Genomic DNA, 25,955 nt, shown 5'->3' on the forward strand with positions numbered 1-25,955 from the left:
CCGGGCAACCCCCGGCCGGACGAAATGTCAGCGGCCGGGCCCGTCCCCTGGAGGTCGCCGTGCCCGCACTCACCCTCCGCGAAGTCCTCGCCCTCGACCCCGTGCGGGCGGCCCGCCCCGAACTGCTCGCCGGGGAGGGCGCCCTGGACCGCCCCGTGCGCTGGGTGCACTCCAGCGAGGTCTACGAGGGCGCCAACTTCCTCGACGGCGGCGAACTGCTCCTCACCAACGGCTTCGGCCTGACCGACGCCGCCGACGAGGTCCGCCGCCGGTACGTACGGGAGCTGGCGGCGCGCGGTGCGGCCGGGCTCGCGGTGGAGGTCGGGCGGGCCCTGCCCAGCATGCCGCCGGAGGTGACCGACGAGGCCCGCCGCCTCGGCCTGCCGCTGCTCGCCCTGCACCGGGTGGTGCCCTTCGTGCGGATCGCCGAGGCCGCCAACCGGGCGATCGTGGCCCGGGGTCTGTCCGGCCGCCGTACGCTCGTCCGGCCCTGGGGCGACGACCACGCGGCGGCGCTGCTCGCCGACCTGGCCGACGGGCAGGCCCTCAACCAGCCCGAGGTGGAGGCGCGGGCCGCGCTCGCCGGGTTCCACCCCGGTCCCGGCGCCCGGCTCCTCGGCGTCTCGCTGCACGGCAGCCGGGGCGTGGGCGCGGTGGACCGGGCGGTACGGGTGCTGGGCGGGGCCGGGGTGCTGCGGTCCGCGTTCCCGGGGGACGTCCTGGCGCTGCTGGCGGTGCCGGCCGCCGTCCCCGGCGATCCCGTACGCGCCGTGCAGGAGGCGTTCCGGGGCGCCGCGGAGCCGGGGGCCACGGTCGCCGTCGGCCATGCGGTCGGCCCCGGCGGCTGGCTGCACTGGAGCGAGACGCTGCGGGCGGCCCGGACCACCCTCGAACTCGCGCTGACCGTGCCGCCCGCCGAACCGGCGCTGCCCGAGGGCCCGTCGGTGACCTCGGCCCGCGCCCTCGCCCTGGAGCGGGAGCTGACCCGGGGCGGGGTGGCCGCCAACCGGGAACGCCTCGCCGCGCTCGTCCAGCACACCCTCGGCCCGCTGCTGGCCTGGGAGGCCGCCCACCCCAGCGACCTGGTCCGCACCCTGGAGGTGCACCTGCGGCACGGCTGCTCCCCGACCCGTACGGCCGCCCTGCTGCACATCGGCCGCCAGTCCCTCTACCAGCGCCTGGAACGCATCGAGTCCCTTCTCGGTCTGGAGATCGGCGACCCGGACCTGCTGGGCGAACTCCTGACGGCGGCCTGCGCGCACCGGGTGGTACGGCAGCGCCCTGAAGGGGCGCGGGGCCCCGTCCGGTCTGCGGCTGCCGCCGCGTGCGCGCGACCAGCCACGACGGCGCGGCAGCCGGCGGACGACATGTCGGGGCACTTCCCGCGGAGCGCCTAGGCGCCCCCACCGCCTCGCCCCCACCGCCTCGCCCGGACGGCCCGCACCTGGTCGGCGGCAGCGCGTGCGCGTACCGCGGGCCGCACGCAGGCTGGGAGGGTGGGCGACGGGAGCAGCGGCGAGGGCGATCGATGATCGTGACGGTGGTGTCGGTGCCGGACGGGGGCATGACGACGGTCTCCGTGCCGGAGGCACGTCGACGGCTCGGCACCGACCCCTTTCTCTTCCTCCGCGTCGAACTGCCGGAGCAGGAGAGGGAGCGGGAGCGGGAGGGGGAGGAGCCCGAGGAGGAGTCGGTGGTGCGGCTGCTCGGGCTGGCGGACGAGGAGCTGGAGTGGTTCGGCAGGCGCGGGGAGTCCGCGCGGGCCGAGTTCCTGGGGGAGGTCGCCGGGTTCGTCGTCCCGGTGGTCCATGACCGTGCCGTCGCCCATGTGCACGTCCTGGCCGGCGAGCGTTTCCTGGTGGTCGTCCACTGGGGCCCGGCCACCCTGGCGGCGGACATCACCGAGCAGCTGCGGCGGGAGCGGCCGCGCGACGCCGTGGCCACGCTGTTCCTGCTGCTCCAGGAGTCGCTGGCGACGTTCCGCCGGGCCTCGGTGCGGGCGCTGCTCGCGGTGGAGGAGCTGGAGGACGACATGTTCGAGGGGCGGCGGCCCGAGCAGATCTATCTGCTGTCCCAGCAGCGCCGTTGGTCCGCCCTTCTGCACCACGCGCTGCTGCCCTACCTCCAGGCGGTCGAGGAGGTGGTCACCCGCAGGATGATGAGCCCCGACTTCCCGGCGGAGCGGCAGCGGCTCGCCCAGGAGTTCCAGCGGACGGCGCGGCTGGTCCTCGCGGACATCGAGTCCCTCCAGGACGCCGCCCGCCGGGCCTTCGCCAGCTACGGCTCACTGGTCGCGGGCGAGCAGAACGGGGTGATCAACCGGTTGGCGATCGTGTCAGTGATCTTCCTGCCGCTGTCGTTCCTGACCGGTTTCTTCGGTATGAACTTCACCTTCCTGACCAACCGGCTGGAGACCCGGGACGAGTTCTGGCTGCTCGCCGTGGGTCTCCAACTGGTCGCCGTGATCGCCTCGCTGTTCCTCCTGCACCGCAGCCGCATCTGGCGGCGGCTGCGGGACGACGACTAGGCCGGGCGGGACCGGCAGGAGCGGGTCACGGTGTGGGCCGGAGCGTGCTTCGGGTCCGCAGGGCCGCGTAGAGCAGGGCGCTCACCGCGAAGCCGACCAGCGGGGTGATGTCGCCGAAGGCGGGGTGGTGCTTCGGCACCCAGCCCACGTAGTCCTCCTGGTTGGAGAAGAGCGGTACGGAGACCGCGACGCCGATCAGCAGGGCGGCGAGACCGGGCCAGTTGGTGAAGGAGCGGTCGGCCAGGCGGGCGGAGAGTTCCTCGTCCGTCGCCGTACGGCGCTGGAGCCGGCGCTCCACCAGGACGACTCCCAGCCAGGGCGCCACCCAGTAGGCGATGACCAGCAGGAACGCCTCGTAGGCCGCGCCCGCGTCGTCCAGCGAGGCCCAGGCCGCGGCCGTACCGACGATGCCCGACACCACGACCAGGGCGCTGCGGCTCAGCCAGGTGGGGAGCTTCAGGCCGAAGGAGGCGATGGAGATGGCGCCGGAGTACACGTTGAGGGCGTTCGCCGAGACCCCGCCGAGCATGATGGCGAGCAGCACGAGGTCGCCGAGCCAGCCGGGGAGATGGCCGGTGAAGGCGGCCGTCGGGGTGGCGTCCTTCGGGGCGATGATGGTGGCCGAGGCCGCGCCGATGACCGCGACGATCGAGACCGACACGAACAGGCCGACGGCCGGCCACAGCACGGTCTTCACCTTGTTCGCGGTGCGCGGCAGGTAGCGGGAGTAGTCGGTGGCGTACGGGTTCCAGCCGGCCGCGTAGCCCCAGGCCGCGCTGAACGCGAGCAGGAAGCCGCCGACGCCGCCGCCCGAGCCGCCCCCGCCGAGGTCCGCGTCCTTGAAGGTCCACACGCCGGCCAGCAGGAAGACCACCGCGAGCGCCGGGAACGCGTACTTCTCGAAGGTGTGCACGAAGTTGTGGCCGATGAAGCCGATCAGGATCTCGGCGACCACGACGAGGAGGAGAGAGGGCAGCGGGCGCAGGCCGGTCAGCGTGTTCAGGGCGAAGGCCGCGCTGACGCTGTTCACCGCGAACCAGCCGACGCCCGCGAGCAGGCCGTTGGCGGCGGAGGGCAGGATGTTGCCCAGGAAGCCGAAGGAGAAGCGGCCGATCACCATCTGCGGGACGCCGAACCGCGGCCCGTCCAGCGAGAGCACGCCCTGGGTGACCGCGCCGATCGCGGTGCCCAGCAGGATCGCGGCGGTCGCCGTCCAGAAGTCCAGGCCGAAGAAGAGGACCGCGATCACGCCGATGTAGACGGTCGCGAACTCGATGTTGGGGGACGCCCAGGTCCACAGCAACTGGAGCGGGCTGCCGTGGCGTTCGGCCTCGGGGATCGGTTCCGAGCCCGCCGCCTCCACGGCGATGACCCGGTCGCCGTACTCGGGCGCGATACTGGTGGTGGAACCGGCGGGAGCAGTCGTCATACGAGGTAAGTGTCGGGATCGCTCCCGGCGCGGCCCAGAGGCGCACTGTCCGCTTCGGGCGGCTCACCGGCGTACAACCTGCACGCATGCGAGGACTTCCGGGGGCGCGGTGCCCCCGGAAGTTCCTCGGAACCCGCCTGTCGAGCGGCCCGGGTCAGCCGTTGGTGCAGGAGTTGGCGCCCGTCGGGTTCAGCAGGCCGATGATGTTGACCGTGTTGCCGCACACGTTGATCGGGATGTTGATCGGGATCTGGACGACGTTACCGGACAGCAGCCCCGGGCTGCCGACCGCGAAGCCGTTGGCCTCGGCGCCGTTGTCGGCGTGGGCGGCGGTGGTGCCGGCGAGGGCGAGGGTGGCGGCGAGTGCGCCGGTGACGGCGAGGGAGCGGATGCGCATGACGGCCTCCAAGGTGTCGGGATGTCAGAACGCGTCCATCACAACCGCCCGCCACCGGACCCGCATGCGCTGCTGGGCCGATCGGCGCAACCGGCCCCGGACCGCGGGACCGTACGCCGGTGTGCGCGTCAGGCCGCGAGGCGGTCGGCCAGCTCCTTCGCCTTGACGGCCGCGTCCTGGAGGGCGCGGTCCCGGGAGGCCTCGTAGAGCGGCACGAGCTCGGCCATCGCCGGGTTCTGCGGGGCCATGGTCAGCTCCGGCACGATGAAGTCGACGGTCAGGCCGAGGCCGTCGGCGAGGAGCGCGGTCAGGTAGTTCTGGACGTACTCGAACGGCTCCCGCGGGGTGCCCGGCGCGTACGAGCCGCCGCGGCTGGCGACGACGGTGACCGGGGTGCCCTTGGCGGACGGCGTCTCGCCCATGGTGCGGCCGAACAGGACCACGTTGTCCAGCCACGCCTTGAGCGTCGAGGGGATCGTGAAGTTGTACATCGGGGCGCCTATCAGCACCGCGTCCGCCTGCTCCAGTTCCTCGATCAGCCGCACGCGGGCCGCGAAGGCCTCCGCCTGCTCGGGGCTGTGGGTGGCGGGGTCGGCGAAACCGGCGGTGTGGGCGGCCAGGTTCAGGTGCGGCACCGGATCCGCCGCCAGGTCTCGGTAGATCACCGTGCCGTCGGGGTGCTGTGCCAGCCAGGCCGCGCGGAAGGCCTCGGTGACGGCGCGGGAGGAGGAGGCCTCGCCGGGGAGAAGGGACGAGTCGATGTGGAGCAGGGTGGCCATGGGATGTCTCCGGATGCACGGGCCCTGGGGGAGGGCGGCAGGGGCTAAGAATTCGTACTCAGCTATAGATAGCACAGGTGCTTACTTTTTTTCAGCCCCTCTCGGGGCGGGGCCTGTACCCTGATGCCATGGCGGTGGAGCAAGCCCGTGACCCGGAGGCGTGCAAAGGTGTCGACGTCGGCATCACGCGCGTCTTCCAAGTGCTCGGCAAGCGCTGGAACGGCCCGATCCTGTCCGTCCTGATGGACCGCCCCACCCACTTCGCCGACCTGCGCCGCGCCATCCCGGGCATCAGCGAACGCATGCTGTCCGACCGCCTTGTCGAACTGGGCGCCGCGGGGCTCGTGGTGCGCGAGGTCGACGAGGGGCCGCCGCTGCGGGTCTCCTACCGGCTGACGGCGGCGGGGGCCGCGCTGGAGCCGTCGCTGAAGACGCTCGGGGAGTGGGCGCGGGAACACCTGCCGGAGTCGGCCTGCTGACCGCCGCGCCCGGCGGAGCCGCACCTCGACACCGCCCCGCGCCCCTGCCGGCCCGGTGAAGCGGGCCGGTCAGTCGGGGAGCCGGTCCAGGATCCAGCCGCCGAGTTCCTCGGTCATCAGGGCGTGCGCCTCGTTGTCCGACGAGAGCAGGAAGTCGTCGACGTCGGACTGCTCCGGCGGCAGGTCGTAGACGTCGGCGTACAGGTCGTCCTGCTGGTTCAGGTCGCGGATGGAGACCGCGCTGACGGACGGCACGAAGCACACGCTGCGGTGCGCGGCGTCGGTGTCCTCGCCGGCCGCCGCGAGCGCGTCGGCGAGCAGGCCGAAGGACTCCAGCGTGCCGCCCGGCGCGCCGTCGAGTTCGGGGTAGCCGCTCGTGGTGATCGAGTGCGGTCCGCCGAGTACGCCGTTCACCACGGCGACCTCGGTCTTCTGGCCCTCCGCCTGGCCGAGGAAGCGGGTGCCGTCGAAGAGCGGACCGGCGCAGCTGAGCGTCTTCGCGCCGGCCCGGACGCCGTTGCCGATTCCGTCGCCGCGTCCGCTGGACACCGCGAGCAGGCGTGGCAGCCGGGGCCAGTCACCGACCCGCTGGAGCTGCTCCTTGAACTCGGTCCGCAGCGGGCTCTCCCTGGGTGTGCCGTTCACGCCGTCCACGTGGCGCCAGAGCATCTGCTGTGCGGCCGGGCTGCTGATCTGCCGCACGAAGGTGTCGTCGTGCGGGGCGAGGTGGTGCGCGAAGGCCTGGAGGCCGATCGGGATCCAGGCACCCCGGTGCGGGCTGTCGAACGACAGATGCACGCCGACCCGGTGGTCCATGCCCTGCGTCTCCATCTTGGCCAGCGCGTAGCGGGTGACCAGTCCGCCCATGCTGAACCCGCCCACGAGCAGCCGGGCGCCGCCCAGTTGCTCCGCGATGGTCCGCAGGACGGCGGCGATCACCGTCTCGGCGTTCCGCGGGATCGACTCGCTGCGCTCGTCGAAGCCGACGAGGACCAGGGTGCGCCCCCGGCGCCGCAGTTCGCTGACGAACGGGAGCCGGCCGTTCTCCAGCCCGTCCCAGAGCCAGTCGAAGTCGGTCGGCCCGAGGTTGAACCCGTCGGCCAGGACGACCGGCCTGCTCACGCCCTGCCGGCCCTGCCCGTAGTACACCCGGGCGGTGCCGCCCGGCAGCTGCCACTGCTCGTCGGCCGAGGGCGCCTGCGCGGTCGGCCGCGCGCCCGCCGGGGTCACCAGTCCGATGGACCCGGCGGCCCGCTTCGCCTTCTCGACCCTGCTGTCTGCCACGGTCATCCCTTTCCACACTGCCGGAAGCACTTCCGCGGAGATCTTCGGCAACTGAAACCGGCATTACGCGCTTAGGTGATGTTTTCACCAACACGCGTTAAATGGTGCGATTTGCTGCCGGGTGGCGTCCTGAAGGGCAGACCGGAGGGCAACTTCCCGCACGGGGGCGGGATTCGGTCATCCGCCGGGCGTACCGGTCCTATGCTGACCGCGTCTTCGGGGGCAAGTGGCGCGGGAGGGATCGTGGCAGCTCTGGAGCCGGGCGATCCGCGCTCCGTCGGGGAGTACCAGCTGCTGAGGCGGCTCGGCGCGGGCGGGATGGGCCGGGTCTACCTGGGGCGCTCGCCGGGTGGCCGGGCCGTCGCGGTCAAGGTCGTGCACGCCGAACTGGTCGCGGGACACCCGGAGTTCCGGTCCCGTTTCCGGCGTGAGGTGGCGGCCGCGCGCAAGGTCAGCGGTGCGTTCACGGCACCGGTCGTGGACGCCGACCCGGACGCCCCGCTGCCGTGGCTGGTCACCAGCTACATCGCCGGACCCTCGTTGCAGGAGGCGGTGGCCGAGCGGGGGCCGCTGCCCGCCGCGGACGTGCTCGCGCTCGCCGCCGGGCTGGCCGAGGCGCTCACCTCCGTCCACGCGGCCGGGCTGGTGCACCGGGACCTCAAGCCGTCGAACGTGCTGCTCGCCGAGGACGGGCCGCGGGTCATCGACTTCGGCATCGCCCGCAGCGTCGAGTCGGTCACCATCACGCGGGCCGGGCTGATGGTCGGCTCGCCCGGGTTCATGTCGCCGGAACAGGTGGCGGGCGGGGAGGTGACCGGCGCGAGCGACGTGTTCGCACTGGGCGCGGTCCTCATGTTCGCGGCCACCGGCGGCAACCCCTTCGGCGCCGGACCGACCCCCGCCCTGCTCTACCGGGTCGTGCACGACGAACCCGACCTCAGCGCCGTCACCGACCCGGCCCTCGCCGGCCTCATCGCCGACTGCCTGGCCAAGGACCCGGACCACCGGCCCACCCCGCGCGAGATCCTGACCCGGATCGCCCCCGCCGCCGACACCACCGCCCTTCTCGCCCGGCCGGCCGCGGACCCCCGGACCGGCCTGGCGGAGCCCCGGACCGGCCTCGCGAACCACGCGCCCGCCCCCGTGCCCGCGCCCGCCGCCACCCGCCCGGTCACCCGGCTGGACCACCCGGCACCGGCGCCGGAGAAGGCGCCGCCGGAAGGTGTGCGCCGCCGCACGCTGCTCGTCTCCGGGGGAGTCCTCGCGGTCGCCGCGCTCGGGGCCGTACCGGTCGCGCACCTCCTTGGCCGGGCCGGGAACAAGAACGCGGTGCGGCGCACCACCGGCGCCGTCTCCGTGCCCTCCCCGCTCGCCGCCTGGCCGCTGGAGGAGACCTCCGGCACGGTCGCCGCCGACGACACGGGCCGTTACGACGCCGTCGCGACCGCGGTCGGCTGGGGCCGGGGCAAGGACGGCTCCGCCCTGTTCGACGGCGTCTCCAGCCAGGTCGTGACGCGCGGGCAGGTGCTGCGCACCGGCAGGGGCCGCAGCTTCACCGTCTCGGCGTGGGTGTGCCTGAACGGCAGACCGGCGTCCTTCGCCACCGCCGTCGCCCAGGACGCGGGGGACGCCAGCGGCTTCTACCTCCAGTACTCGCCCGCCGAGAACCGCTGGGCCTTCGCCCGCCCCGGTCTGCGCGCCCTGTCCTACAGCGTCCCCGAGCCCGGGGCCTGGACCCACCTCGTCGGCGTCTACGAGGGGCCGCGCAACCAGCTCCTGCTGTACGTCGGCGGCACCCAGGAGGCCGGCATCAACGACACCGGCCCCGTCGCGGCCGACGGCCCCCTGACCATCGGCCGCGCCACCGGCCCCGCCGGTCCCACCGACTGGTTCCCCGGCTCGATCAAGCAGGCCCAGGTGTTCCAGCGGGCGCTGACGGCGACCCAGGTGAAGGCGCTGTTCTAGCGGTGCGCGCCGCCAGCCGGTCAGTCGGTGCGTGGATCCTCCGGCTTCAGGGACTTCAGGAACTCCGGGTTGTCGTCCGGTGCGACCCACCGCTCGCGCGGCTGCCGGGTCCGGCCCGCGATCAGCCAGGCCACCGGGCCGACCAGGACCTCGCCGAAGAGCAGGATGACGAACACCCACGCCAGCTTCGGCAGGGCGCGGACCTCGTCCTCGGGGGTGTTCAGGCAGTCCACGAAGGCGTAGATCCACAGCGCGAGGACCAGCAAGTACGGCAGATACCTGAGCATGGCGGCCAGAGTAGCGGGTGGGTGCGGACACCCATCGGCGGCCGGGCGGCATCATGGCTCTCCGCGCGGGGGGAGGGAGATCGGCGGTGGTCGTGGGTGTGAGCGGCCGGCCTCGCGGCAGGCGGACGGCGGCCGCGCTGGCCGTGGCGGGACTGCTGGCCGGTGCCGGGCTGGTGGCCGGGGAACTGGACTCGCCGGTGTTCGGGCTGGCGCAGGGGCCGTTCGCGGAGGATCCGGGGTGCGGCCGGCTGGCCGGCCGGTACCCCGACCGGCTCGCGGGCGCCACGCGGGACAGGGTCACCTTCGCCGGGCTCGCGGTCTGGGGGCACGGGACGGTGGAACTGCGCTGCGGAGTGAACCCGCCGGGACCGACCACGGACGCCTGCGTCAGCGTGGACGGTGTCGACTGGGTGTGGCGCGGGACGGCGGAGGACGGCCGCAGGAAACTGGTCACCTATGGCCGCAGTCCCGCCGTGGAGATCTCGGTCTCCGGCCCCGCGGCGGGTGTGGACACGGTGCTGGTGGACCTGAGCCGCCTGGTGGCGCCGATCCCGGAAGGCGCCAGGTGCCTTGCCGCAGCGCCGCATTAGGGGCGCGGGGAACTGCGCGACGAGCCACGAACCGCCGGCAGCCGCCGTCGCCCGGAACCACCCCGCCCCTCGGGCGCGCTACTCCGCCAGCAGCGGGCGGGTCACGGCGCGGACCTCGGCCTCCGTCAGGGCGCTCAGGTACTTCGCCGCGATCCTCCCGTCCCGGTCGATGAAGAGGGTGAACGGCAGCGCCTGCGGCAGGTACCCCTTCGGCAGCCGGACGAGCTCGCGGCTGCCGGGGTCGTGCAGGCTCGGGTAGGACAGGGCGTGCTGCTCCTGGAACGCGCGCCCGTTGTCCCGCCGCGCGTCCGTGTCCACCCCGAGCACCTGGACCCCCTCGGCCGCCAGGTCCCGCTGCGCCCTGGACAGTTCGGGCGCCTCGGCACGGCAGGGCCCGCACCAGGACGCCCAGACGTTCAGGACGACGACCTTGCCCCGGTAGCCGGCCAGGCTGACCGCCCTGCCGTCCAGACCGCTGCCGCTGAGGTCGGGCGCCGCCTTCCGGTCGGCGGCCGGCACCCGGGTCAGCGGGGAGACGGGCGACGCGCCGGCCTCCCGCGCCGGCGCGCAGGCCACGGCGAGCAGGAACAGGGGAACGAGCAGCGGTAACCGGCGATGACGTCTCACGGCCGACGAGTATGCAGGGGGCGGTGACCGGGCCCCGACCCCGGGTGGCCGATACTGGGGCACATGGCTTACGACGATCTTCGCTCCCTGCTCCGGGCACTGGAGCGCGAGGGAGACCTCAAGCGTGTGAAGGCCGAGGTCGACCCGTATCTGGAGGTCGGGGAGATCGTCGACCGGGTGCAGAAGGCCGGCGGACCGGCGCTGCTCTTCGAGAACGTGAAGGGGTCGGACATGCCCCTCGCGATGAACGTGTTCGGCACCGACCGGCGGCTGCTGAAGGCCCTGGACCTGAAGTCGTACGGCGAGATCTCCGAGAGGATCGGCGGGCTGCTGCGCCCCGAGCTGCCGCACGGCTTCGTCGGGGTGCGCGAGGCGTTCGGGAAGCTCGGCGCGATGACGCACGTGCCGCCGAAGAAGGTGAAGCCCGGGGACGCCCCGGTCCAGGAGACCGTCCTGACCGGCGACGACGTCGACCTCGACCGGCTCCCGGCCCTCTTCACCTGGCCGCAGGACGGCGGCTCCTTCTTCAACCTGGGGCTGACCCACACCAAGGACCCGGAGACCGGCATCCGGAACCTGGGCCTCTACCGGCTCCAGCGCCACGACAAGCGCACCATCGGCATGCACTGGCAGATCCACAAGGACAGCCGCAACCACTACCAGGTGGCGGCACGGAAGGGAGAGCGGCTCCCGGTCGCGATCGCCTTCGGCTGTCCGCCCGCCGTCACCTACGCCTCCACCGCCCCGCTCCCCGGTGACATCGACGAGTACCTGTTCGCCGGGTTCATCGCGGGCAAGCGGATCGAGATGGTCGACTGCAGGACCGTCCCGCTCCAGGTCCCGGCCAACGCCGAGGTCGTCCTGGAGGGCTGGCTGGAACCGGGCGAGATGCTGCCCGAGGGACCGTTCGGCGACCACACCGGCTTCTACACCCCGCAGGAGCCCTTCCCGGCGCTGACCATCGACTGCGTGACGATGCGCAAGCGCCCGCTGCTCCAGTCGATCGTCGTCGGCCGCCCTCCGACGGAGGACGGCCCCCTCGGCCGCGCCACCGAACGCTTCTTCCTGCCCCTTCTGAAGATCATCGTCCCGGACATCGTGGACTACCACCTCCCCGAGGCCGGCGGCTTCCACAACTGCGCGATCGTCTCGATCGACAAGAAGTACCCGAAGCACGCGCAGAAGGTCATGCACGCCGTCTGGGGCGCGCACATGATGTCCCTGACCAAGCTGATCGTGGTCGTCGACTCCGACTGCGACGTCCACGACCTGCACGAGGTCGCCTGGCGGGCCCTCGGCAACACCGACTACGCCCGTGACCTCAGCATCGTGGAAGGCCCCGTCGACCACCTCGACCACGCCTCCTACCAGCAGTTCTGGGGCGGCAAGGCGGGCATCGACGCGACGAGGAAGTGGCCCGAGGAGGGCTACACCAGGGACGGGGGCTGGCCGGAGATGGTCCTGTCGGACCCGGACACGGCCGAACGGGTGACGCGGCGATGGAAGGAATACGGACTGTGAAGGCCACGGCGATGATGGTGCGCGGCAGCGCGGCGGCGGGGCTTCTCCGCCGCGGCGGAGGTGGTCCGGTCGATCGCCGGTGGACGGAGTTCGGCCTGTGAGCGCCTCCGCCGCCGCGGTGCCCCGGCCCGGGAGGGCCCGCGCCTTCCTGCGCCTGGTGATGATCGAGCACTCGGTGTTCGCGCTGCCCTTCGCGTACATCGCCGCGCTGAGCGCGATGTTCGAGCTGGACCGGAACATCCACTGGGGCCGGCTGCTCCTCGTCACGATCTGCATGGTGGGCCTGCGCACCTTCGCCATGGCCGTGAACCGGATCATCGACCGCGAGATCGACGCCCGCAACCCGCGCACCGCCCAGCGCGAGCTGGTCACCGGTGCGATGAGCGTGAAGCACGCCTGGACCGGCGCGCTGATCGCGGTGGCGGTCTTCCTGGGCTCGGCGGCCCTGCTGAACCCGCTGTGCCTGGCACTCGCCCCCATCGCCGTGATCCCGATGGTGGTCTACCCCTACGGCAAGCGGTTCACGAACTTCCCCCAGGCCATCCTCGGCCTCGCCCAGGCCATGGGCCCGATCGGCGGCTGGCTGGCGGTCACCGGCGAGTGGTCCTGGGACGCGGTGATCCTCGGCCTCGCCGTCGGCATCTGGATCGGCGGCTTCGACCTGATCTACGCCTGCCAGGACGTCGAGACCGACCGCGAGATCGGTGTCATGTCGGTCCCGGCCCGCTTCGGCATCCCGGCGGCGGTCTGGGGCGCCCGGGTCTGCCACACGCTGACCACGGCCCTGTTCGTCTGGTACGCGCTCGCCACCGACGCCGGCGCGTTCTTCTGGCTGGGGCTGGTGATCGTGGCGGGCGCCTTCGTGTACGAGCACAACATCGTCCGCCCCCACGACCTGTCCCGGCTCAACCGCGCGTTCTTCTCCACGAACGGTTTCATCGGCATCAGCCTCTTCGTCTGCGCCCTGATCGACCTGCTGATGCGAGGGCTCTCGGTATAGCCCCTTCGAGTGGCGGCGATCGGACGGCCGGTCGCGGGGTCCTCGACGGGCCACGTTGTCCGAGGTCCCCGCCGCGGCGGGGATGATCCGAGGGCGATTCCCGTGAATCCGTTCACGGTCAGGTGCTCCCCGCCTGCGCGGGGATCGTCCCCAGGCTGCGGCCCCGTCCTGAACACGATGGGGCGCGCCGGTACGCTCGTGGTGTGAACGCAGGAGAAACGCAGCGCGTGCCTTGGATCGTGGGGGTGTCCGGGGCGTCCGGAACGCCGTATGCCGCTGCGGTGCTGCGTGCCCTGCTGGACGCCGGGGAGAGCGTCGACCTGGTGGTCAGCCGGGCCTCGCGGCTCACCCTGCTGGACGAGACCGGGATCTCCTTCCGGGACGCGCACTGGACGGAGGACCTGGGGGAATGGCTCGGACGGGGGGCCGACGGCAAGCCGGGGACCTTCCGGACGGACCTCGCGCGGGTGCGGTACTGGAGCGCCGGGGACCTGGCCGCCGGGCCGTCCTCCGGGTCGTACCCGACGAAGGGCATGCTGATCGTGCCGGCGTCCACCGCCGCCGTCGCCGGGGTCGCCCTCGGCCTCTCCAAGGACCTGCTCCAGCGGGCGGCCAGTGTCACCCTGAAGGAGCGCCGGCCCCTCGTCGTCGCCGTCCGCGAGACCCCGCTGAACGGCCAGACCCTGCGCCACCTGGTCACCCTGGACGACCTGGGGGCGGCCGTCGTCCCCACCTCACCCGCCTTCTACGCGGGCGCGACCCACATCCAGGACCTGGTGGACTTCGTCGCCGGGCGGGTGCTGGACGCGGCAGGCGTCGGGCACCGGCTCTACCGCCGCTGGGAAGGGGATCTCGGCGGCGCGAGCAAGTAGCACCACCCGCACCACCTCTCATCTACTTCGGGAATCTTCACCGGAAGGCTTCGATCGCATGGACGCCGTGGACAGGCAGCTCATCCAGGCCCTGAGGGAGAACGGCCGGGCCTCGTACGCTGAGCTGGGCCGTCTCGTCGGACTGTCGGGACCCAGCGTCACCGACCGCATCAACCGGCTGGAGGCGGCCGGGGTCATCACCGGCTATCGCGCCACCGTCGACGCGGCCTCGCTCGGCCTCGGCGTCATCGCCCTCATCGGCATCTCCCTCTCCGACGCGGCCGACCACGAGGACGTGGCCCAGCGGCTGCGGGACCTGCCGGAGATCGAGGACTGCTGGTTCATCGCCGGCGACGACTCCTTCATGCTCAAGGTGCGCTCCACCGACGTGGACGGCCTGGAGAAGACCATCCGGCGGCTGTCCGGGACGAAGGGCGTCTCCCGGACCCGTACCACGATCGTGCTGTCCACGAAGTGGGAGAACCGGGTCGGGGAACTGCCCGAAGAGGTCTAGCCGTACGGTGGGTGGTCGTGTCGTGGTCGTGGTCGTGAGGAAAGGTGTGGGCATGGACGTCGGGCTCAAGCGTGAGCTGGAGGAGAAGGTCAGGGCCGGTGAGCGGCTGACCCGCGAGGACGGCATCGCGCTGTACGAGTCGGACGACCTGGCGTGGCTCGGCGGCCTCGCCCACGAGGTGCGGACGCGGAAGAACGGCGACGTCGTCCACTTCAACGTCAACCGCCACCTCAACATGACGAACGTGTGCACCGCGTCCTGCGCGTACTGCTCGTTCCAGCGCAAGCCGGGCGAGAAGGACGCGTACACGATGCGCATCGAGGAGGCGGTGAAGCTCGCCAGGGCGATGGAGGGCGAGAACCTCACCGAGCTCCACATCGTCAACGGCCTGCACCCGAACCTGCCGTGGCGCTACTACCCGCGGTCGCTGCGCGAGCTGAAGGCGGCCCTCCCGAACGTCTCCCTGAAGGCCTTCACGGCCACCGAGATCCACCACTTCGAGACCATCTCCGGCCTCTCGGCCTCCGAGATCCTCGACGAGCTGATCGACGCGGGCCTGGAGTCCCTGACCGGCGGTGGCGCGGAGATCTTCGACTGGGAGGTCCGCCGGCACATCGTGGACCACCGCACGCACTGGGAGGACTGGTCCCGGATCCACCGCCTGGCACACGAGAAGGGCCTCAGGACGCCCTGCACGATGCTCTACGGCCACATCGAGGAACCGCGGCACCGCGTCGACCACGTCCTGCGGCTGCGTGAACTCCAGGACGAGACGAACGGCTTCCAGGTCTTCATCCCGCTGCGCTACCAGCACGACTTCGTGGACATGAAGGACGGGAAGGTCAGGAACCGGCTCCAGGCCCGGACCCAGATGGCGACGGGCGCGGAGGCCCTCAAGACCTTCGCCGTCTCCCGTCTGCTCTTCGACAACGTCCCGCACGTGAAGGTCTTCTGGGTCATGCACGGCGTGCAGACCGCCCAGCTGGCCCTCCAGCACGGCGCCGACGACATGGACGGGTCGGTGGTCGAGTACAAGATCACCCACGACGCGGACAACTACGGCACGCCGAACAAGCTGACCCGCGAGGACCTCCTCGACCTCATCCGCGACGCGGGCTTCCGCCCGGTGGAACGGAACACGCGCTACGAGATCATCCGCGAGTACGACGGCCCGGACCCGGCCCGCAGGGAGTCGCCGCAGGCGATGCGGGTGTGAGGGGGCCGACGGTGCGTTGCCGGGTGCGGGTGCGTGGGGGCTGTTCGCGCAGTTCCCCGCGCCCCTGAAAGCGTGCGCCCCTTCAGGGGCGCGGGGAACTGCGCGACAAGCCCCCACCGGCCCGCACCCGGCAACGCACCCGGTCCCGTACGGCGAGAGGTCTCTCCACAACCCTCTCCGTAATGGATACGATCCGGCCATGCCCCTTACCTTCACCCTCGACCCCGCCGTCACCCCCGCCCTCCGCGACGGTGTCCTCGGGCTGTGGACGGACGTGTCGAACGCCGGCGGCGCCGTCGGGTTCGTCGCCCCCGTGACCCGCGAGGACATCCGGCCGGAGCTGGTCAGGCACCTGGTCGCGATGGCCGAGGGCCGCCACCGCCTCCTCGTCGGGTACGACGCGGCCGGCGAGGTCGCCGCCACCGCGTTCTTCTCCTTCAACACGCACCGACTGATGAAGCACTGGGTGTGGCTGTACACGGTGATGGTGCACCCGAGGCAGCAGGGCCGGGGACACGGCCGCGACCTGCTCGCGGCCGCCGCCGACGCCGCCCGCGGCTTCGACGGCATCGACGCGATACGGCTCGGCTGCCGCGGCGGCCACGGCCTGGAGGACTTCTACGGCTCCTGCGGATACAAGGAGGTCGGCCGGGTCCCCGCCGCGGTCCGCGTCGCACCCGGCGACGACCGCGACGACATCACCATGCTGCTCCCGCTCACCTGACGGCCGACCGGACCCCGGTGCAAGACCGGCCCGGCGGCGTGCTTCACTGGTCGGTGCCCCTTTTCGTCGTCGGAAGACAGGAATGAGATGCTCCGCTACACGCTGATGCGCCTCGGTATCTTCGCGGGCTGCCTTCTCGTCGTCTGGGGCCTCGTCTACGCCGGCGCGTTCCCGCGTGGCTTCGGCGACTCCAACCTCCTGTGGGTCCTGCTGCTCTCCCTCGTCCTGTCGGCGCCGATCAGCTTCGTCGTGCTGCGCAAGGAGCGGGACCGCGCCTCCGTACAGGTCTCGCAGCGGGTCGACCGGATGAAGGCCAACATCGAGGCCAGCCGCAGCCAGGAGGACGAGGCGGTCGACGAGGCGGCACAGTCCCAGGGGCAGGCCCGGACCTCCTCCTGAGCGGCACCCTGCGCTCCGGCCCCAACTAGGCTTTGCCCCATGGGGACCGTGAAGACCAAGCGGATGCCGCGCGCGGTACGTGAGCAGCAGATGCTGGACGCCGCCGTGCGGACCTTCGGCCAGCGCGGCTACATGGCCGCGTCGATGGACGAGATCGCCGAACTCGCCGGTGTCTCGAAGCCGTTGGTGTACCTGTACCTCAACTCGAAGGAAGACCTGTTCGCGGCGTGCATCCGCCGCGAGGCCGGCGCCCTGACCGAGGCGGTCCGGGCCGGCGTCGACCGTGAACTGCCCGCCGACCGGCAGCTCTGGGACGGACTGCGGGCGTTCTTCACGTACACCGCGGAACATCCCGACGGCTGGTCGGTGCTGCACATCCAGGCCCGCACCCACGGCGAGCGGTTCGCCTCGGAGGTCGCGGCGATGCGCGAGGAGATCGTCGCGTTCGTGACCCAGCTCATCGTCGCCGCCGCCCGCGCGGCGCACCGCGATCCCGACCTGGCGGAGGGCGAGGTGGCGGGCCTCGCCGAGGCCCTGGTGGGCGCCGCCGAGTCCCTCGCCGCCTGGGCCAACGCCACCCCGGGAGTGACGGCACGCCAGGCGGCGGCGACCCTGATGAACTTCTCCTGGGCGGGCCTGGCCAACCTGATGGAGGGCCGGCCGTGGTCCGCGCCGTGACCGGCCCGCCCCGTCGGAGGGAACTCCGTCAGACGGAACTCCAGCGGCGCAGCGCGGGCGCGAGACGTCGGCGGCCCACGTGGTACAGCTTGCCGGCGCCCCGCCCGGCGACCGTGCGGACGGCCTTCCGTACCCGCCCCCGCCCGGCGCCCGGCGACACGGGCAGCGGGCGGCCCTGTTCGTCGAAGCCGTTGTTGCGGAGGATGCCGTCCAGGTAGATGCCGGCGTTCTGCGGTGTGTAGTACGGGCGCAGCGGCGGCAGCGGGTCGGCGGCGCGCAGCTCGGCGATGCGGGTGCGGGCCGCGATGTACGGGTCGGTCTTGCCGATGCCCTGGGCCGCGGCCCATTCCGGGTCGGGCTGCGGAAGCGCGCCGGCGTCGATGTCGTCCCAGGAGGCCAGGCAGCCGGAGTGCACGAAGTAGTGGTTGCCGTGGGCCTCGCGGACCCCGAAGTCGGTGAGGATCGCGGTGGGTATCCGCCGGTGCATCGCCTCCAGCGCGGCCGTCGAGCTCACCGTGACCAGCAGGTCGGTGCGGTCCAGCACCTCGGCCATGTTGCCGTAGACGAGCTGGAGGTTCGCGGGCACGGGTTCCGTGAGGGTCTCGACCAGCTGCTGGTACGGGTCCCGCTCCTCGTGGGTGGTCTGCTCGCCGGGCCGGCTGCGCAGCTTGACCAGCACGAGCCGCTCCGGCTGGAGGCGCGCGTGGGCGGCGGCGCGCTCCAGGAGCCTGAGCCGGGACGCGCGGTCCTTGGGGACCGACGGCTGGGCGGCGAAGGTGACGGTGAACGGCCGGTCGGCGGAGGGCCGGTAGGGGTCGCCGCCGAGGAAGGGCAGGGCGCACTCGACCACCGAGTCCGGGTCGACGTCGACGCTCGCGAAGACGGAACGGAAGCGCTGCGTGTCGTGGCCGGAGTTGGCGAGCACGAGATCCGTGCCGGCGCGGGTCATGAGACCGTCGACCATCTTCTCGTAGACCACGCCGACGTACCCGCTGACCGTGACCGGCCGGTGCAGCCGGCCCGCCCAGGCGATCCCCAGGCTGTGGACGAGCGCCAGCACCGTGCCGCCGAGGACCGCCAGCACGACGATGTCGGCGTTGGCCAGGTCCTCGTCGTCGACCAGGGCGGCGGCGGGCACCTCACGCCGGGTGTCGGGTTCGATGCCGACCTCGGCGAGCTGCCGTTCGGTGGGCGTGGACCGGCCCCGCAGGAAGTACGCGTCCAGCGCGTGCTCGGGGGCGATCTGCCGGGCCACCGACGCGCCCCACTTCCAGCGGGTGTCCGAGTCGGCGATTACTGCGACGCGTCTGGGAGGCATGCTCGGTGCCCTTCGTGCAATGGATCATAAAAGTGAGCAGAGAGTAAGGAACCTTTCTGGGGGCAGCATTAGGGATTCCTGCGCGGATCCTTGGACAGTCTGGGCGTTCCGTGTGAGGACGGCTTCGGCCGCCCCAGTCACCTGCGGATTCGCGGCGGCATGACAGGAGCCGCACAGAAAGAGGAAACGCAGTCTTGGTGATTCCCCGGCAGGTCAGCGGCCGAGGAGAGGGCCGACGCGGCCCTCCACATGCACCCGGTCTCCGCTCCGCAGCTGAAAGCGGCCGTCCGCGGCGGCGTACTCGACCGTCGCGGGCAGCAGTACCGGGGCCCGGAACTCCGCGCGTACCTCGGCCCGCTCCGGCACCCCGTGCGCGGCGAGACACCGGGCCACGGTCCACATGCCGTGCGCGATGGCCCGGGGGAACCCGAAGAGGCGGGCGGTGAGCGGGTGCAGGTGGATCGGGTTGCGGTCCCCGGAGGCGGCCCCGTACCGCCGGCCGACGTCCCCGGCGATCCGCCACTGCTCGACGACGGGCAGCGGCTCGGGCGGTTCGCTCCCGGCCGTCCCGCCGGTGTGCCGCGTGCGATGCCGTGCCAGATAGGTGCTCCGCGACTCCCATACGACGTCCTCGCCGACCCGCACCCCGGTCACGACGGTGGCCTCGGTGCCCCGGCGGTGCGGGCTCAGCCTCTCCACGTGGACGGTCATGTCGTACGTCCCGTCCCCGGGCAGTTCGGCGTACCGCTCGATCGTGATGGAGGTGTGCACCAGCCCCAGCAGCGGCAGCGGGAAGTCCCGCGCGCTCATCAGCCGCATGGCCAGCGGGAAGCCGAGCACCTGCGGATAGGTGACGGGCAGTCCGTCGTCCCCGGTGGCGAACCCGCAGACGCGCTCGTAGGCGGCGACCTTTTCGAGGTCGGGGCGGATGCCGGGGAGGAGGAGACCGGTGCGGGGGAAGTCGGCGTCCGGGGTGGGGTGTCTGAACGGTGACCGCAGTGCGCCGAGGGCGAGCAGGGGCCCGAGGGAGGGGGTGCTGTCGAGGACAATCACGAGGTTCGCCTTTCCGCGCCGGCGGTGGACGGGGCGGGGGCGCGGCCGGGGACGGCGGCTGCGGTGGCGGCGAAGCCCGGACGGCGGTCCGTCATTTCCGTCCCCCATGTCGCCCGATTCCTGACTCTGGAGTAAGGTTACCGTAGGTAAGTCTATGTCACAGCTGTCAAGTACCGGGAAACGGGCCGAACGTGAAGGACCCTCACGTAACCTCCGGGATTGCACAGCCCCGTCCCCGGACGACCTCCGAAAACCCACAAGCCCGCCACAGCGGCCCCGTACGATCTCCAGCCTGAACCGCCGGTAACCCCTTTCCGAGGGCCGGTGCCGGTGAACGCCTCGGTGCGCGAGGCACGTACGTCATGCAGCAAGCAGTTCACCGCTGCACGCCCGAGGAGCCGCCCCGTGTCCACGTCCTCTTATCCGAACGCCGCCCCCGTCTCCCCGGGCGTGGCGATCCAGGCCACGGACTACGACGGCAACCCGATCCTGATCGAGCCCCTCGTCCAGCGGCTGGACGGCGTGGTGCGGGAGGCGTACGTACCGCCGTTCGCGCCGCCGGTCCGGCACGGGTCGCTCGCCGACCTGCCGTTCGAGAACGCCGAGGCGGAGCCGGGTGCCGTGGTGCTCAGCCGCAAGTCCGCCGCGGACGAAGGTCGTTGGGAGCACGTGACGGCGGCCGAGTTCGCCGCGCAGGTGCTGGCGGTGGCGAAGGGCCTGATCGCGGAGGGGCTGATGCCGGGCGACCGGATCGCGATCATGGCCCGCACCACGTACGAGTGGACGCTCCTCGACTTCGGCGCCTGGGCGGCCGGCCTGGTGACCGTGCCGGTCTACCCGACCTCCTCGGTCTTCCAGACCCGCTGGATCATGCACGACTCGGGTGCCGTCGCCCTGGTCACCGAGACCGCCGCGCAGGCCGCCGCGCTCGGCCCCGAACTCGACCGGCTGCCCGACCTCAGGCACCTGTGGGTGATGGAGAAGGGCCACGTGGACCGGCTCGCGGAGGCCGGTGCGCAGGTACCGGAGGCCGAGGTGGGCGTCCGGCGCGGCATGCTGGGCCCCGACACCCTCGCCACCCTCATCTACACCTCGGGCACCACCGGCCGCCCCAAGGGCTGCGCCCTCTCGCACGGCAACTTCTTCGCCGAGGTCGACAACGCGATCGAGCTCCTCTACCCGATCTTCAAGGCGCGCAACGACGAGGAGGTCTCCATCCTCCTCTTCCTGCCCATGTCCCACGTCTTCGGCCGGATGGTGGCGATCGCCTGCGTCCGCGCCGGGGTCCGCCTCGGCCACGCCCCCAGCCTCAAGGCCGAGGACCTGCTCCCGGACCTGGCCGGCTTCCGGCCGACCTGTCTCCTCACCATCCCCTACATGCTGGAGAAGGTCTTCAACACCGCACGGGCGAAGGCGGAGGCGGGCGGCCGGGTCTCGGTCTTCGACCGGGCCACCGGGATCGCCCAGCGCTACGGCGAGGCCCTGGAGGCCAGACAGACCGGCACCGGCGGCGGGCCCGGCCGGGCCCTGAAGACGGCCCGCTCCTTCTACGACCCGCTCGTCTACCGCCGTATCCGCACCGCCATGGGCGGCAAGGTCCGGCACATCATCTGCGGCGGCTCCCCGCTGGGCCGCCGGCTCGCCGCGTTCTACGCCGGGGCGGGCATCGAGATCTACGAGGGCTACGGCCTGACCGAGACCACCGCCGCCGCCACCTGCACCCCGCCCCTCAAACCCCGCCTCGGCACGGTGGGCTGGCCGATGCCCGGCACCAAGGTCCGGATCGCCGCCGACGGGGAGATCCTGATCGCCGGCGACCACGTGCTGCGCGGCTACTGGGACCCGGCGGCCGGCGGGGTCGTCCCGGCCACCCGGGACGGCTGGCTGGCCACCGGCGACCTCGGCGAACTCGACGACGAGGGCTACCTCACCATCACCGGCCGCAAGAAGGAGATGCTGATCACGGCCGGCGGCAAGTCGGTGGCCCCGGCCCCGCTGGAGAACTGGCTGCGCTCGCACCCGCTCATCTCCCAGGTGATGCTGGTCGGCGACGGGCTGCCGTACGTCAGCGCCCTCGTCACCCTGGACCGCGACGGCCTCACGCACTGGCGCCAGATGAACGGCAAGCACCCGGTGCCGCCGGAACTCCTCCTGGACGACATCGAGTTGCGGGCCGTCCTGCAGCGCGCCGTCGACGAGGCCAACAAGCTGGTCTCCCGCCCCGAGTCCATCCGCCGCTTCGAGATGCTCCCCGTCGACTTCACCGAGGAGGCCGGGCACCTGACCCCCTCGATGAAGCTGCGCCGCGAGGTGATCATGAAGGAGTTCGCGACGGAGATCGAGGGCCTGTACGCGAACTGACCGGCGGCCGGCCCGTGCGCAGGGACGGTGGTTTGCGTTAGCCCACGTGGCCTCACCTGCGTGATTCCGTCGCGCCAGGAGGTACACCATGGCTGACGACCGGCAGGGTGCGGCCCACCGATGAAGGAGAAGAACGTGCAGGCGGTCAACTGCCCCTTCGGCTTCAGCAAGTCCCTCGACTTCGACCCGGCCCTGGCCGGCTTCATGACGCGTGACTCCCTCGGCACGATCCGGCTGCCGTACGGCGAGTCGGACGCCTGGCTGGTCACCAGGTTCGAGTCGGTGCAGCAGGTGACCACGGACCCCCGGTTCAGCCGGGCCGAGATCATCGAGCACGACTATCCGCGCCTGACGGCCGAGCCGATCGTCTCCCCCGAGTCGATCAACGTGATGGACCCGCCGCACAGCAGCCGGATCCGGCACCTGGCCACCCAGGCCTTCACCGAGCGCCACGTGGACCGCATGCGGGGCCGGATCACCCTGCTCACGGACCGGCTGCTGGACGAGATGGAGGCCGAGGGCCCGCCCGCCGACCTGGTCCGGCACCTGTCCAACACGCTGCCCCAGCACACCATCCTGGACCTGCTGGGCATCGAGCGCGCCGAGTGGCCGCGGATGGAGGAGGAGGTCCACCGGCTGCTGGTGCTCGGCGCGGGCAACCGGGAGGTCGCCCGCGCGGCCAAGGAGGACCTGACGGCCTACTTCACCGAGCTCGTCGCCGAACGCCGGAACAACCCCGGTACGGACATCATCAGCGTGCTCGCCGAGGCACGGGACGGCGAGGACCAGCTCGACGACCGGGAACTGGCCGTCCTGGCCCTGACCTTCACGCTCAGCGGCCAGGACACGGCGACCTGCCAGATCAGCGACATCGCCTATCTGCTGCTGACCCGCCCGGAGCTCTGGGAGTACGCCCGCGAGCACCGCAAGGACCTGACGGACTTCCTCCACGAACTGCTCCGGTACATCCCCTTCCGCAAGGGCGTGGGCATCCCCCGGGTGGCGCTGGAGGACGTCGAGATGGACGGGGTGGTCATCCGGCGCGGCGACTTCGTGCACGTCTCGTACCTGACGGCCAACCGCGACCCGGAGCGCTACCCGGACCCGCACGAGATCGTGCCCGACCGTTCCGTCGCTCCCCACATGACCTTCGGCTGGGGCGGCCACCGGTGTGTCGCGGTTCCCCTGGCGATGGCCGAACTGGAGGTCGCCGTGGGCCGCCTCCTGGACCGGTTCCCCGACCTCCGCCTCGCGGTACGCCCGGAGGACGTCCGCTGGGACACCGAGACCATCCGCCGCTTCCCCCTGGAACTGCCGGTGGCCTGGTAGGCCGACCCGGTCAGCTGAGGGGCAGGGCCCTCACCCCCGACAGGAGCGGGATCGGGTCGTAGCCGGCCGCGCCGGGACCGCAGACGGGCGCCGTGTCCGCGGTCCCGGAGACGTTCGACCCGGCGGAGTACGAACCGCCTCCGCCGAGGTACTTGGTGTCGTGGTCGGTGTGCTCCGCCGAATAGAACAGGCACTGGTGCACGTTCAGGAACTTCCCCGAGGTGAGGTCCAGGCTCCTGGTGTACGACTCTGAGGGGACGAGTACGTAGTTGCCGTCGCCCGAGCCGCAGACGGCGTCGTTGGGCGGGTCCTGGGTGTCGGAGACGTTGGTCCCCGCCTTGAACCTGTTGTCCTGGCTCCCCCCGACCGTGGTGAAGTAGTCGAAGGCCGACGGCGAGAAGTACGTGCACTGCTGGAGGTTCAGGTAGCGGCCGGACCGCAGGTCCAGAGCGGTGACGCCGGACAGGATGGGGACCGGGGCGAAGTTCCCGTCCCCGGCCCCGCAGGCGGGCGCCGTGTCCTTGGTGTCGGAGACGTTCGTCCCGGCCTTGAAGCGGCCGTCGCTGCTCGGGGTCACGGTGGTGAAGTGGTCGGCGGCCGGGCCCCAGTAGTACATGCACTGCTGGAGGTTCAGATACCGGGCGGGCGCCGCGCCGGCGGCCGGACCGGGCGCGAACGCCCACGCGGTGAGGCCGACGACGGCGGCGAGAAGCCATTTCCTGGTACGCACTCTTGCGGGTCCCTTTGTTCGGAGTCGGGACTCCAGGACAGCACGGTCAGCTGCTGGCAAAAGGTTCCTAAAGCCCTAAACCGACCCTGGGAGTGGTTCCGGAGCGCGCGGCCTCGGCGGGCCTGAGCGAAAGCTCCGCCCAGACCGTCTTGCCCACGGCGCGCTCCGCGACACCCCAGGTCCGCGCCAGCAGCGACACGAGTACCAACCCGCGTCCGCCCTCGGCCTCCGCCTCCGTCACGAACCGCACCGGCCGGTCGTCCCGTGCGTCGCTCACCTCGATACGGAGGATGCGGCCGGCGGCGAGCAGGAGCAGCCGTACCTCGAAGTCCCGGCCGGGGACGCGACCGTGGGTGACCGCGTTCGCGGCGAGTTCCGCGGTGAGCTGCTGGGCCGTGTGGTTCAGGTCGCCGTCATGGGGGTGTCCCCAGACGGCCAGCTGGTGGGCGACGAGCCGCCGGGCCAGCCGGGCGCCGCGCGGGGTGGCGCTCAGCCGCTGGGTCAGTTCGGCGGCGGGGGTGGAGATTTCGGCGTTCACGTGACCGAGCGTGGCCGGTTCTCCGTACCCTGACCAGGGGCGATCGCGCGACTCACGGTAGCCGTACGGGTGTGTCGGGTGAGGAGTACGGGTCGTCGGCCGTGACCACGACGACGTGAGGGCGGAGGCGTACGTGACGGACGTACAGCAGGAGCGGAGGCCGGAGACACCGGCGGAGGCCGAGGGCACGACGGGCCTGTTCAGCGCGCTGGGCAAGCAGCTGAAGCTGCTGCGGGAGCGGAAGGGGCTCACCCAGAAGGAGTTCGGGGCGCTGGTGGGGTACGGGCCGGACGCGATCTCGGCGATGGAGAGGGGGGTGCGGGTCCCCCAGCCGGACATGCTGCTGAAGGCGGACGAGTTGCTGGAGGCCGGGGGTCTGCTGGCGGCGGCGGTCCCGGAGCTGAAGGAGGCGATGAAGAAGGCGCGGACTCGGCATCCCGAGTGGTATCGGAGTTACGCGGGGTTGGAGGCGGAGGCGGTCGAGCTGCACTTCTACGCCAACCAGGGTGTCCCGGGCCTGTTGCAGACCGAGGACTATGCGCGGGCGGTGTTCTCCCGCAGGCGCCCCCTTCTCGATGAGGAGACGATCGAGAGGCGTGTCGCCGACCGGCTCGCCCGCCAGCAGGTCTTCGACAAGTGGCCTGCGCCGATGTGCAGTTATGTGCTTGAGGAGGTCCTGCTGGATCGCCCGATCGGGGGCCGTACGGTCCGCCGGGGGCAACTGGAGCAGTTGCTGCGCATCGGCGGACTGCGGAACGTGGAGATCCAGGTGATGCCGACCGGCATCGAGGATCACCCCAACATGGATGGCGCGTTCAACCTGCTTACCCCTCAGAGGCACCCGCAGGTGGGGTACACGGAAGTGCAGGGGTTTCCGCGGCTGATCACCGACCCCGAGGAGGTCCGGAGGATCGCCGACCGCTATGGGATCATGCGGGCGATGGCTCTCCCGCCCACGGAATCCCGGGCGTTGATCGAGAAGAAGCTGGAGGAGCTGTGAACAGCCAGCAACTCGCTTGGTTCAAATCCAGCTACAGCGACGGCGAGGGCGGCGATTGCGTCGAAGCCGCCTACACCTGGCGCAAGTCGTCGTACAGCGGCGGCGAGGGCGGTGAATGCCTCGAAGTCGGTTACCCCTGGCGCAAGTCCAGCCACAGCGACGGCGAAGGCGGCGAGTGCCTCGAAGTCCGTGCCGCACCCTCCGTCATCCACATCCGTGACTCGAAGTGCGCCGACGCATCCCGCCTCACCCTCTCGCCCTCCTCCTGGTCGGCGTTTCTCAGAGAGGTCGCCGACCCGGGCGCGGCTCCACCCCGCTGACAGCGGGCTCCGCACGGC

The 25,955-nt window shown here is 71.9% G+C and carries 27 protein-coding genes; 17 read left to right on the top strand and 10 right to left on the bottom strand.

Annotation, left to right across the window (positions count from 1 at the left end; all coding sequences use genetic code 11):
• Window positions 1–59 precede the first annotated feature (59 nt).
• Both IEZ11_RS31955 and IEZ11_RS31960 read left to right on the top strand, forming a co-directional pair.
• A complete protein-coding gene (locus tag IEZ11_RS31955; RefSeq protein WP_189266425.1) occupies window positions 60–1,397 on the top strand; it encodes a PucR family transcriptional regulator in 1,338 nt (445 codons plus the stop codon).
• Between the two features lie 131 nt (window positions 1,398–1,528).
• Window positions 1,529–2,527: a CorA family divalent cation transporter gene (locus IEZ11_RS31960; protein ID WP_229713484.1), complete on the top strand. Its 999-nt coding sequence runs from the start codon at window positions 1,529–1,531 to the stop codon at window positions 2,525–2,527.
• A 25-nt stretch (window positions 2,528–2,552) separates the two neighbouring features.
• Here IEZ11_RS31960 and IEZ11_RS31965 read toward each other — a convergent pair whose 3' ends face one another.
• The 3 genes from IEZ11_RS31965 to IEZ11_RS31975 all read right to left on the bottom strand — a co-directional run bounded on the left by IEZ11_RS31965 (window position 2,553) and on the right by IEZ11_RS31975 (window position 5,132).
• On the bottom strand, window positions 2,553–3,956 hold the full coding sequence (locus IEZ11_RS31965) for a purine-cytosine permease family protein (RefSeq protein WP_189266426.1): 1,404 nt from the start codon (window positions 3,954–3,956) through the stop codon (window positions 2,553–2,555).
• 154 nt (window positions 3,957–4,110) lie between these two features.
• Window positions 4,111–4,353, bottom strand: coding sequence for a chaplin (locus tag IEZ11_RS31970; RefSeq protein ID WP_189266427.1), 243 nt, complete (start codon window positions 4,351–4,353; stop codon window positions 4,111–4,113).
• A gap of 128 nt (window positions 4,354–4,481) precedes the next feature.
• Entirely contained in the window at window positions 4,482–5,132 is a 651-nt protein-coding gene (locus IEZ11_RS31975; RefSeq protein ID WP_189266428.1) for an FMN-dependent NADH-azoreductase, read from the bottom strand.
• Between the two features lie 128 nt (window positions 5,133–5,260).
• Between IEZ11_RS31975 and IEZ11_RS31980 the strand changes: the two genes are divergently transcribed.
• The gene (locus IEZ11_RS31980; RefSeq protein ID WP_189266429.1) at window positions 5,261–5,611 is read left to right on the top strand and encodes a winged helix-turn-helix transcriptional regulator; all 351 of its coding nucleotides are present in this window, start codon (window positions 5,261–5,263) and stop codon (window positions 5,609–5,611) included.
• A 69-nt stretch (window positions 5,612–5,680) separates the two neighbouring features.
• On the opposite strand, the gene IEZ11_RS31985 is transcribed toward IEZ11_RS31980, so the two are convergent.
• On the bottom strand, window positions 5,681–6,895 hold the full coding sequence (locus IEZ11_RS31985) for an esterase/lipase family protein (protein WP_189266430.1): 1,215 nt from the start codon (window positions 6,893–6,895) through the stop codon (window positions 5,681–5,683).
• 243 nt (window positions 6,896–7,138) lie between these two features.
• On the opposite strand from IEZ11_RS31985, the gene IEZ11_RS31990 reads away from it, so the two are divergent.
• Window positions 7,139–8,860 (top strand): protein kinase domain-containing protein, encoded by a 1,722-nt coding sequence (locus IEZ11_RS31990; RefSeq protein WP_189266431.1) that lies wholly within the window; start codon window positions 7,139–7,141, stop codon window positions 8,858–8,860.
• A gap of 20 nt (window positions 8,861–8,880) precedes the next feature.
• Here IEZ11_RS31990 and IEZ11_RS31995 read toward each other — a convergent pair whose 3' ends face one another.
• Window positions 8,881–9,147 (bottom strand): PLD nuclease N-terminal domain-containing protein, encoded by a 267-nt coding sequence (locus tag IEZ11_RS31995; RefSeq protein ID WP_189266432.1) that lies wholly within the window; start codon window positions 9,145–9,147, stop codon window positions 8,881–8,883.
• An 86-nt stretch (window positions 9,148–9,233) separates the two neighbouring features.
• Here IEZ11_RS31995 and IEZ11_RS32000 point away from each other — a divergent pair, with 86 nt between their 5' ends.
• Complete coding sequence (locus tag IEZ11_RS32000; RefSeq protein ID WP_229713485.1) at window positions 9,234–9,737, top strand: DUF3515 family protein; 504 nt, start codon at window positions 9,234–9,236, stop codon at window positions 9,735–9,737.
• A gap of 78 nt (window positions 9,738–9,815) precedes the next feature.
• Here the strand turns inward: IEZ11_RS32000 and IEZ11_RS32005 are convergent, their stop codons facing one another.
• On the bottom strand, window positions 9,816–10,364 hold the full coding sequence (locus tag IEZ11_RS32005; RefSeq protein WP_229713486.1) for a TlpA family protein disulfide reductase: 549 nt from the start codon (window positions 10,362–10,364) through the stop codon (window positions 9,816–9,818).
• Window positions 10,365–10,427: 63 nt separating this feature from the next.
• On the opposite strand from IEZ11_RS32005, the gene IEZ11_RS32010 reads away from it, so the two are divergent.
• The 8 genes from IEZ11_RS32010 (at window position 10,428) to IEZ11_RS32045 (ending at window position 17,288) form a co-directional block, all read left to right on the top strand.
• Entirely contained in the window at window positions 10,428–11,885 is a 1,458-nt protein-coding gene (locus IEZ11_RS32010) for a menaquinone biosynthesis decarboxylase (protein ID WP_189266433.1), read from the top strand.
• Window positions 11,886–11,982: 97 nt separating this feature from the next.
• Window positions 11,983–12,885 carry a menaquinone biosynthesis prenyltransferase MqnP gene (gene mqnP, locus IEZ11_RS32015; RefSeq protein ID WP_189266434.1) on the top strand — a complete coding sequence of 301 codons (903 nt, stop codon included), beginning with the start codon at window positions 11,983–11,985 and terminating at the stop codon, window positions 12,883–12,885.
• A gap of 227 nt (window positions 12,886–13,112) precedes the next feature.
• Complete coding sequence (locus IEZ11_RS32020) at window positions 13,113–13,757, top strand: UbiX family flavin prenyltransferase (protein WP_189266435.1); 645 nt, start codon at window positions 13,113–13,115, stop codon at window positions 13,755–13,757.
• A gap of 58 nt (window positions 13,758–13,815) precedes the next feature.
• The gene (locus tag IEZ11_RS32025; RefSeq protein ID WP_132787112.1) at window positions 13,816–14,271 is read left to right on the top strand and encodes an Lrp/AsnC family transcriptional regulator; all 456 of its coding nucleotides are present in this window, start codon (window positions 13,816–13,818) and stop codon (window positions 14,269–14,271) included.
• Window positions 14,272–14,323: 52 nt separating this feature from the next.
• Window positions 14,324–15,487, top strand: a complete 1,164-nt coding sequence (mqnE, locus tag IEZ11_RS32030; protein WP_189266436.1) for an aminofutalosine synthase MqnE — start codon at window positions 14,324–14,326, stop codon at window positions 15,485–15,487.
• A 199-nt stretch (window positions 15,488–15,686) separates the two neighbouring features.
• Complete coding sequence (locus IEZ11_RS32035) at window positions 15,687–16,211, top strand: GNAT family N-acetyltransferase (protein WP_189266437.1); 525 nt, start codon at window positions 15,687–15,689, stop codon at window positions 16,209–16,211.
• A gap of 87 nt (window positions 16,212–16,298) precedes the next feature.
• Window positions 16,299–16,610: a DUF4229 domain-containing protein gene (locus IEZ11_RS32040; protein WP_189266438.1), complete on the top strand. Its 312-nt coding sequence runs from the start codon at window positions 16,299–16,301 to the stop codon at window positions 16,608–16,610.
• Between the two features lie 39 nt (window positions 16,611–16,649).
• Complete coding sequence (locus IEZ11_RS32045; RefSeq protein ID WP_189266439.1) at window positions 16,650–17,288, top strand: TetR/AcrR family transcriptional regulator; 639 nt, start codon at window positions 16,650–16,652, stop codon at window positions 17,286–17,288.
• A 28-nt stretch (window positions 17,289–17,316) separates the two neighbouring features.
• On the opposite strand, the gene IEZ11_RS32050 is transcribed toward IEZ11_RS32045, so the two are convergent.
• Window positions 17,317–18,606 carry a DUF6716 putative glycosyltransferase gene (locus tag IEZ11_RS32050; protein WP_189266440.1) on the bottom strand — a complete coding sequence of 430 codons (1,290 nt, stop codon included), beginning with the start codon at window positions 18,604–18,606 and terminating at the stop codon, window positions 17,317–17,319.
• Window positions 18,607–18,819: 213 nt separating this feature from the next.
• Window positions 18,820–19,659 carry a MaoC/PaaZ C-terminal domain-containing protein gene (locus IEZ11_RS32055; RefSeq protein WP_229713487.1) on the bottom strand — a complete coding sequence of 280 codons (840 nt, stop codon included), beginning with the start codon at window positions 19,657–19,659 and terminating at the stop codon, window positions 18,820–18,822.
• A 456-nt stretch (window positions 19,660–20,115) separates the two neighbouring features.
• Here IEZ11_RS32055 and IEZ11_RS32060 point away from each other — a divergent pair, with 456 nt between their 5' ends.
• Window positions 20,116–22,020 (top strand): AMP-dependent synthetase/ligase, encoded by a 1,905-nt coding sequence (locus IEZ11_RS32060; RefSeq protein ID WP_373295005.1) that lies wholly within the window; start codon window positions 20,116–20,118, stop codon window positions 22,018–22,020.
• A gap of 120 nt (window positions 22,021–22,140) precedes the next feature.
• Window positions 22,141–23,349 (top strand): cytochrome P450, encoded by a 1,209-nt coding sequence (locus IEZ11_RS32065; protein ID WP_189266442.1) that lies wholly within the window; start codon window positions 22,141–22,143, stop codon window positions 23,347–23,349.
• Between the two features lie 10 nt (window positions 23,350–23,359).
• Here IEZ11_RS32065 and IEZ11_RS32070 read toward each other — a convergent pair whose 3' ends face one another.
• Window positions 23,360–24,079, bottom strand: coding sequence for a hypothetical protein (locus tag IEZ11_RS32070; protein WP_189266443.1), 720 nt, complete (start codon window positions 24,077–24,079; stop codon window positions 23,360–23,362).
• A gap of 67 nt (window positions 24,080–24,146) precedes the next feature.
• Complete coding sequence (locus tag IEZ11_RS32075; RefSeq protein ID WP_189266444.1) at window positions 24,147–24,617, bottom strand: ATP-binding protein; 471 nt, start codon at window positions 24,615–24,617, stop codon at window positions 24,147–24,149.
• Window positions 24,618–24,750: 133 nt separating this feature from the next.
• On the opposite strand from IEZ11_RS32075, the gene IEZ11_RS32080 reads away from it, so the two are divergent.
• On the top strand, window positions 24,751–25,617 hold the full coding sequence (locus IEZ11_RS32080) for a helix-turn-helix domain-containing protein (RefSeq protein ID WP_189266445.1): 867 nt from the start codon (window positions 24,751–24,753) through the stop codon (window positions 25,615–25,617).
• A complete protein-coding gene (locus tag IEZ11_RS32085) occupies window positions 25,614–25,937 on the top strand; it encodes a DUF397 domain-containing protein (RefSeq protein WP_189266446.1) in 324 nt (107 codons plus the stop codon). Before IEZ11_RS32080 ends, IEZ11_RS32085 begins: the two co-directional genes overlap by 4 nt.
• Window positions 25,938–25,955: the final 18 nt, after the last annotated feature.

The organism is Streptomyces fuscichromogenes (assembly GCF_014645815.1).
GTDB lineage: Bacteria > Actinomycetota > Actinomycetes > Streptomycetales > Streptomycetaceae > Streptomyces > Streptomyces fuscichromogenes.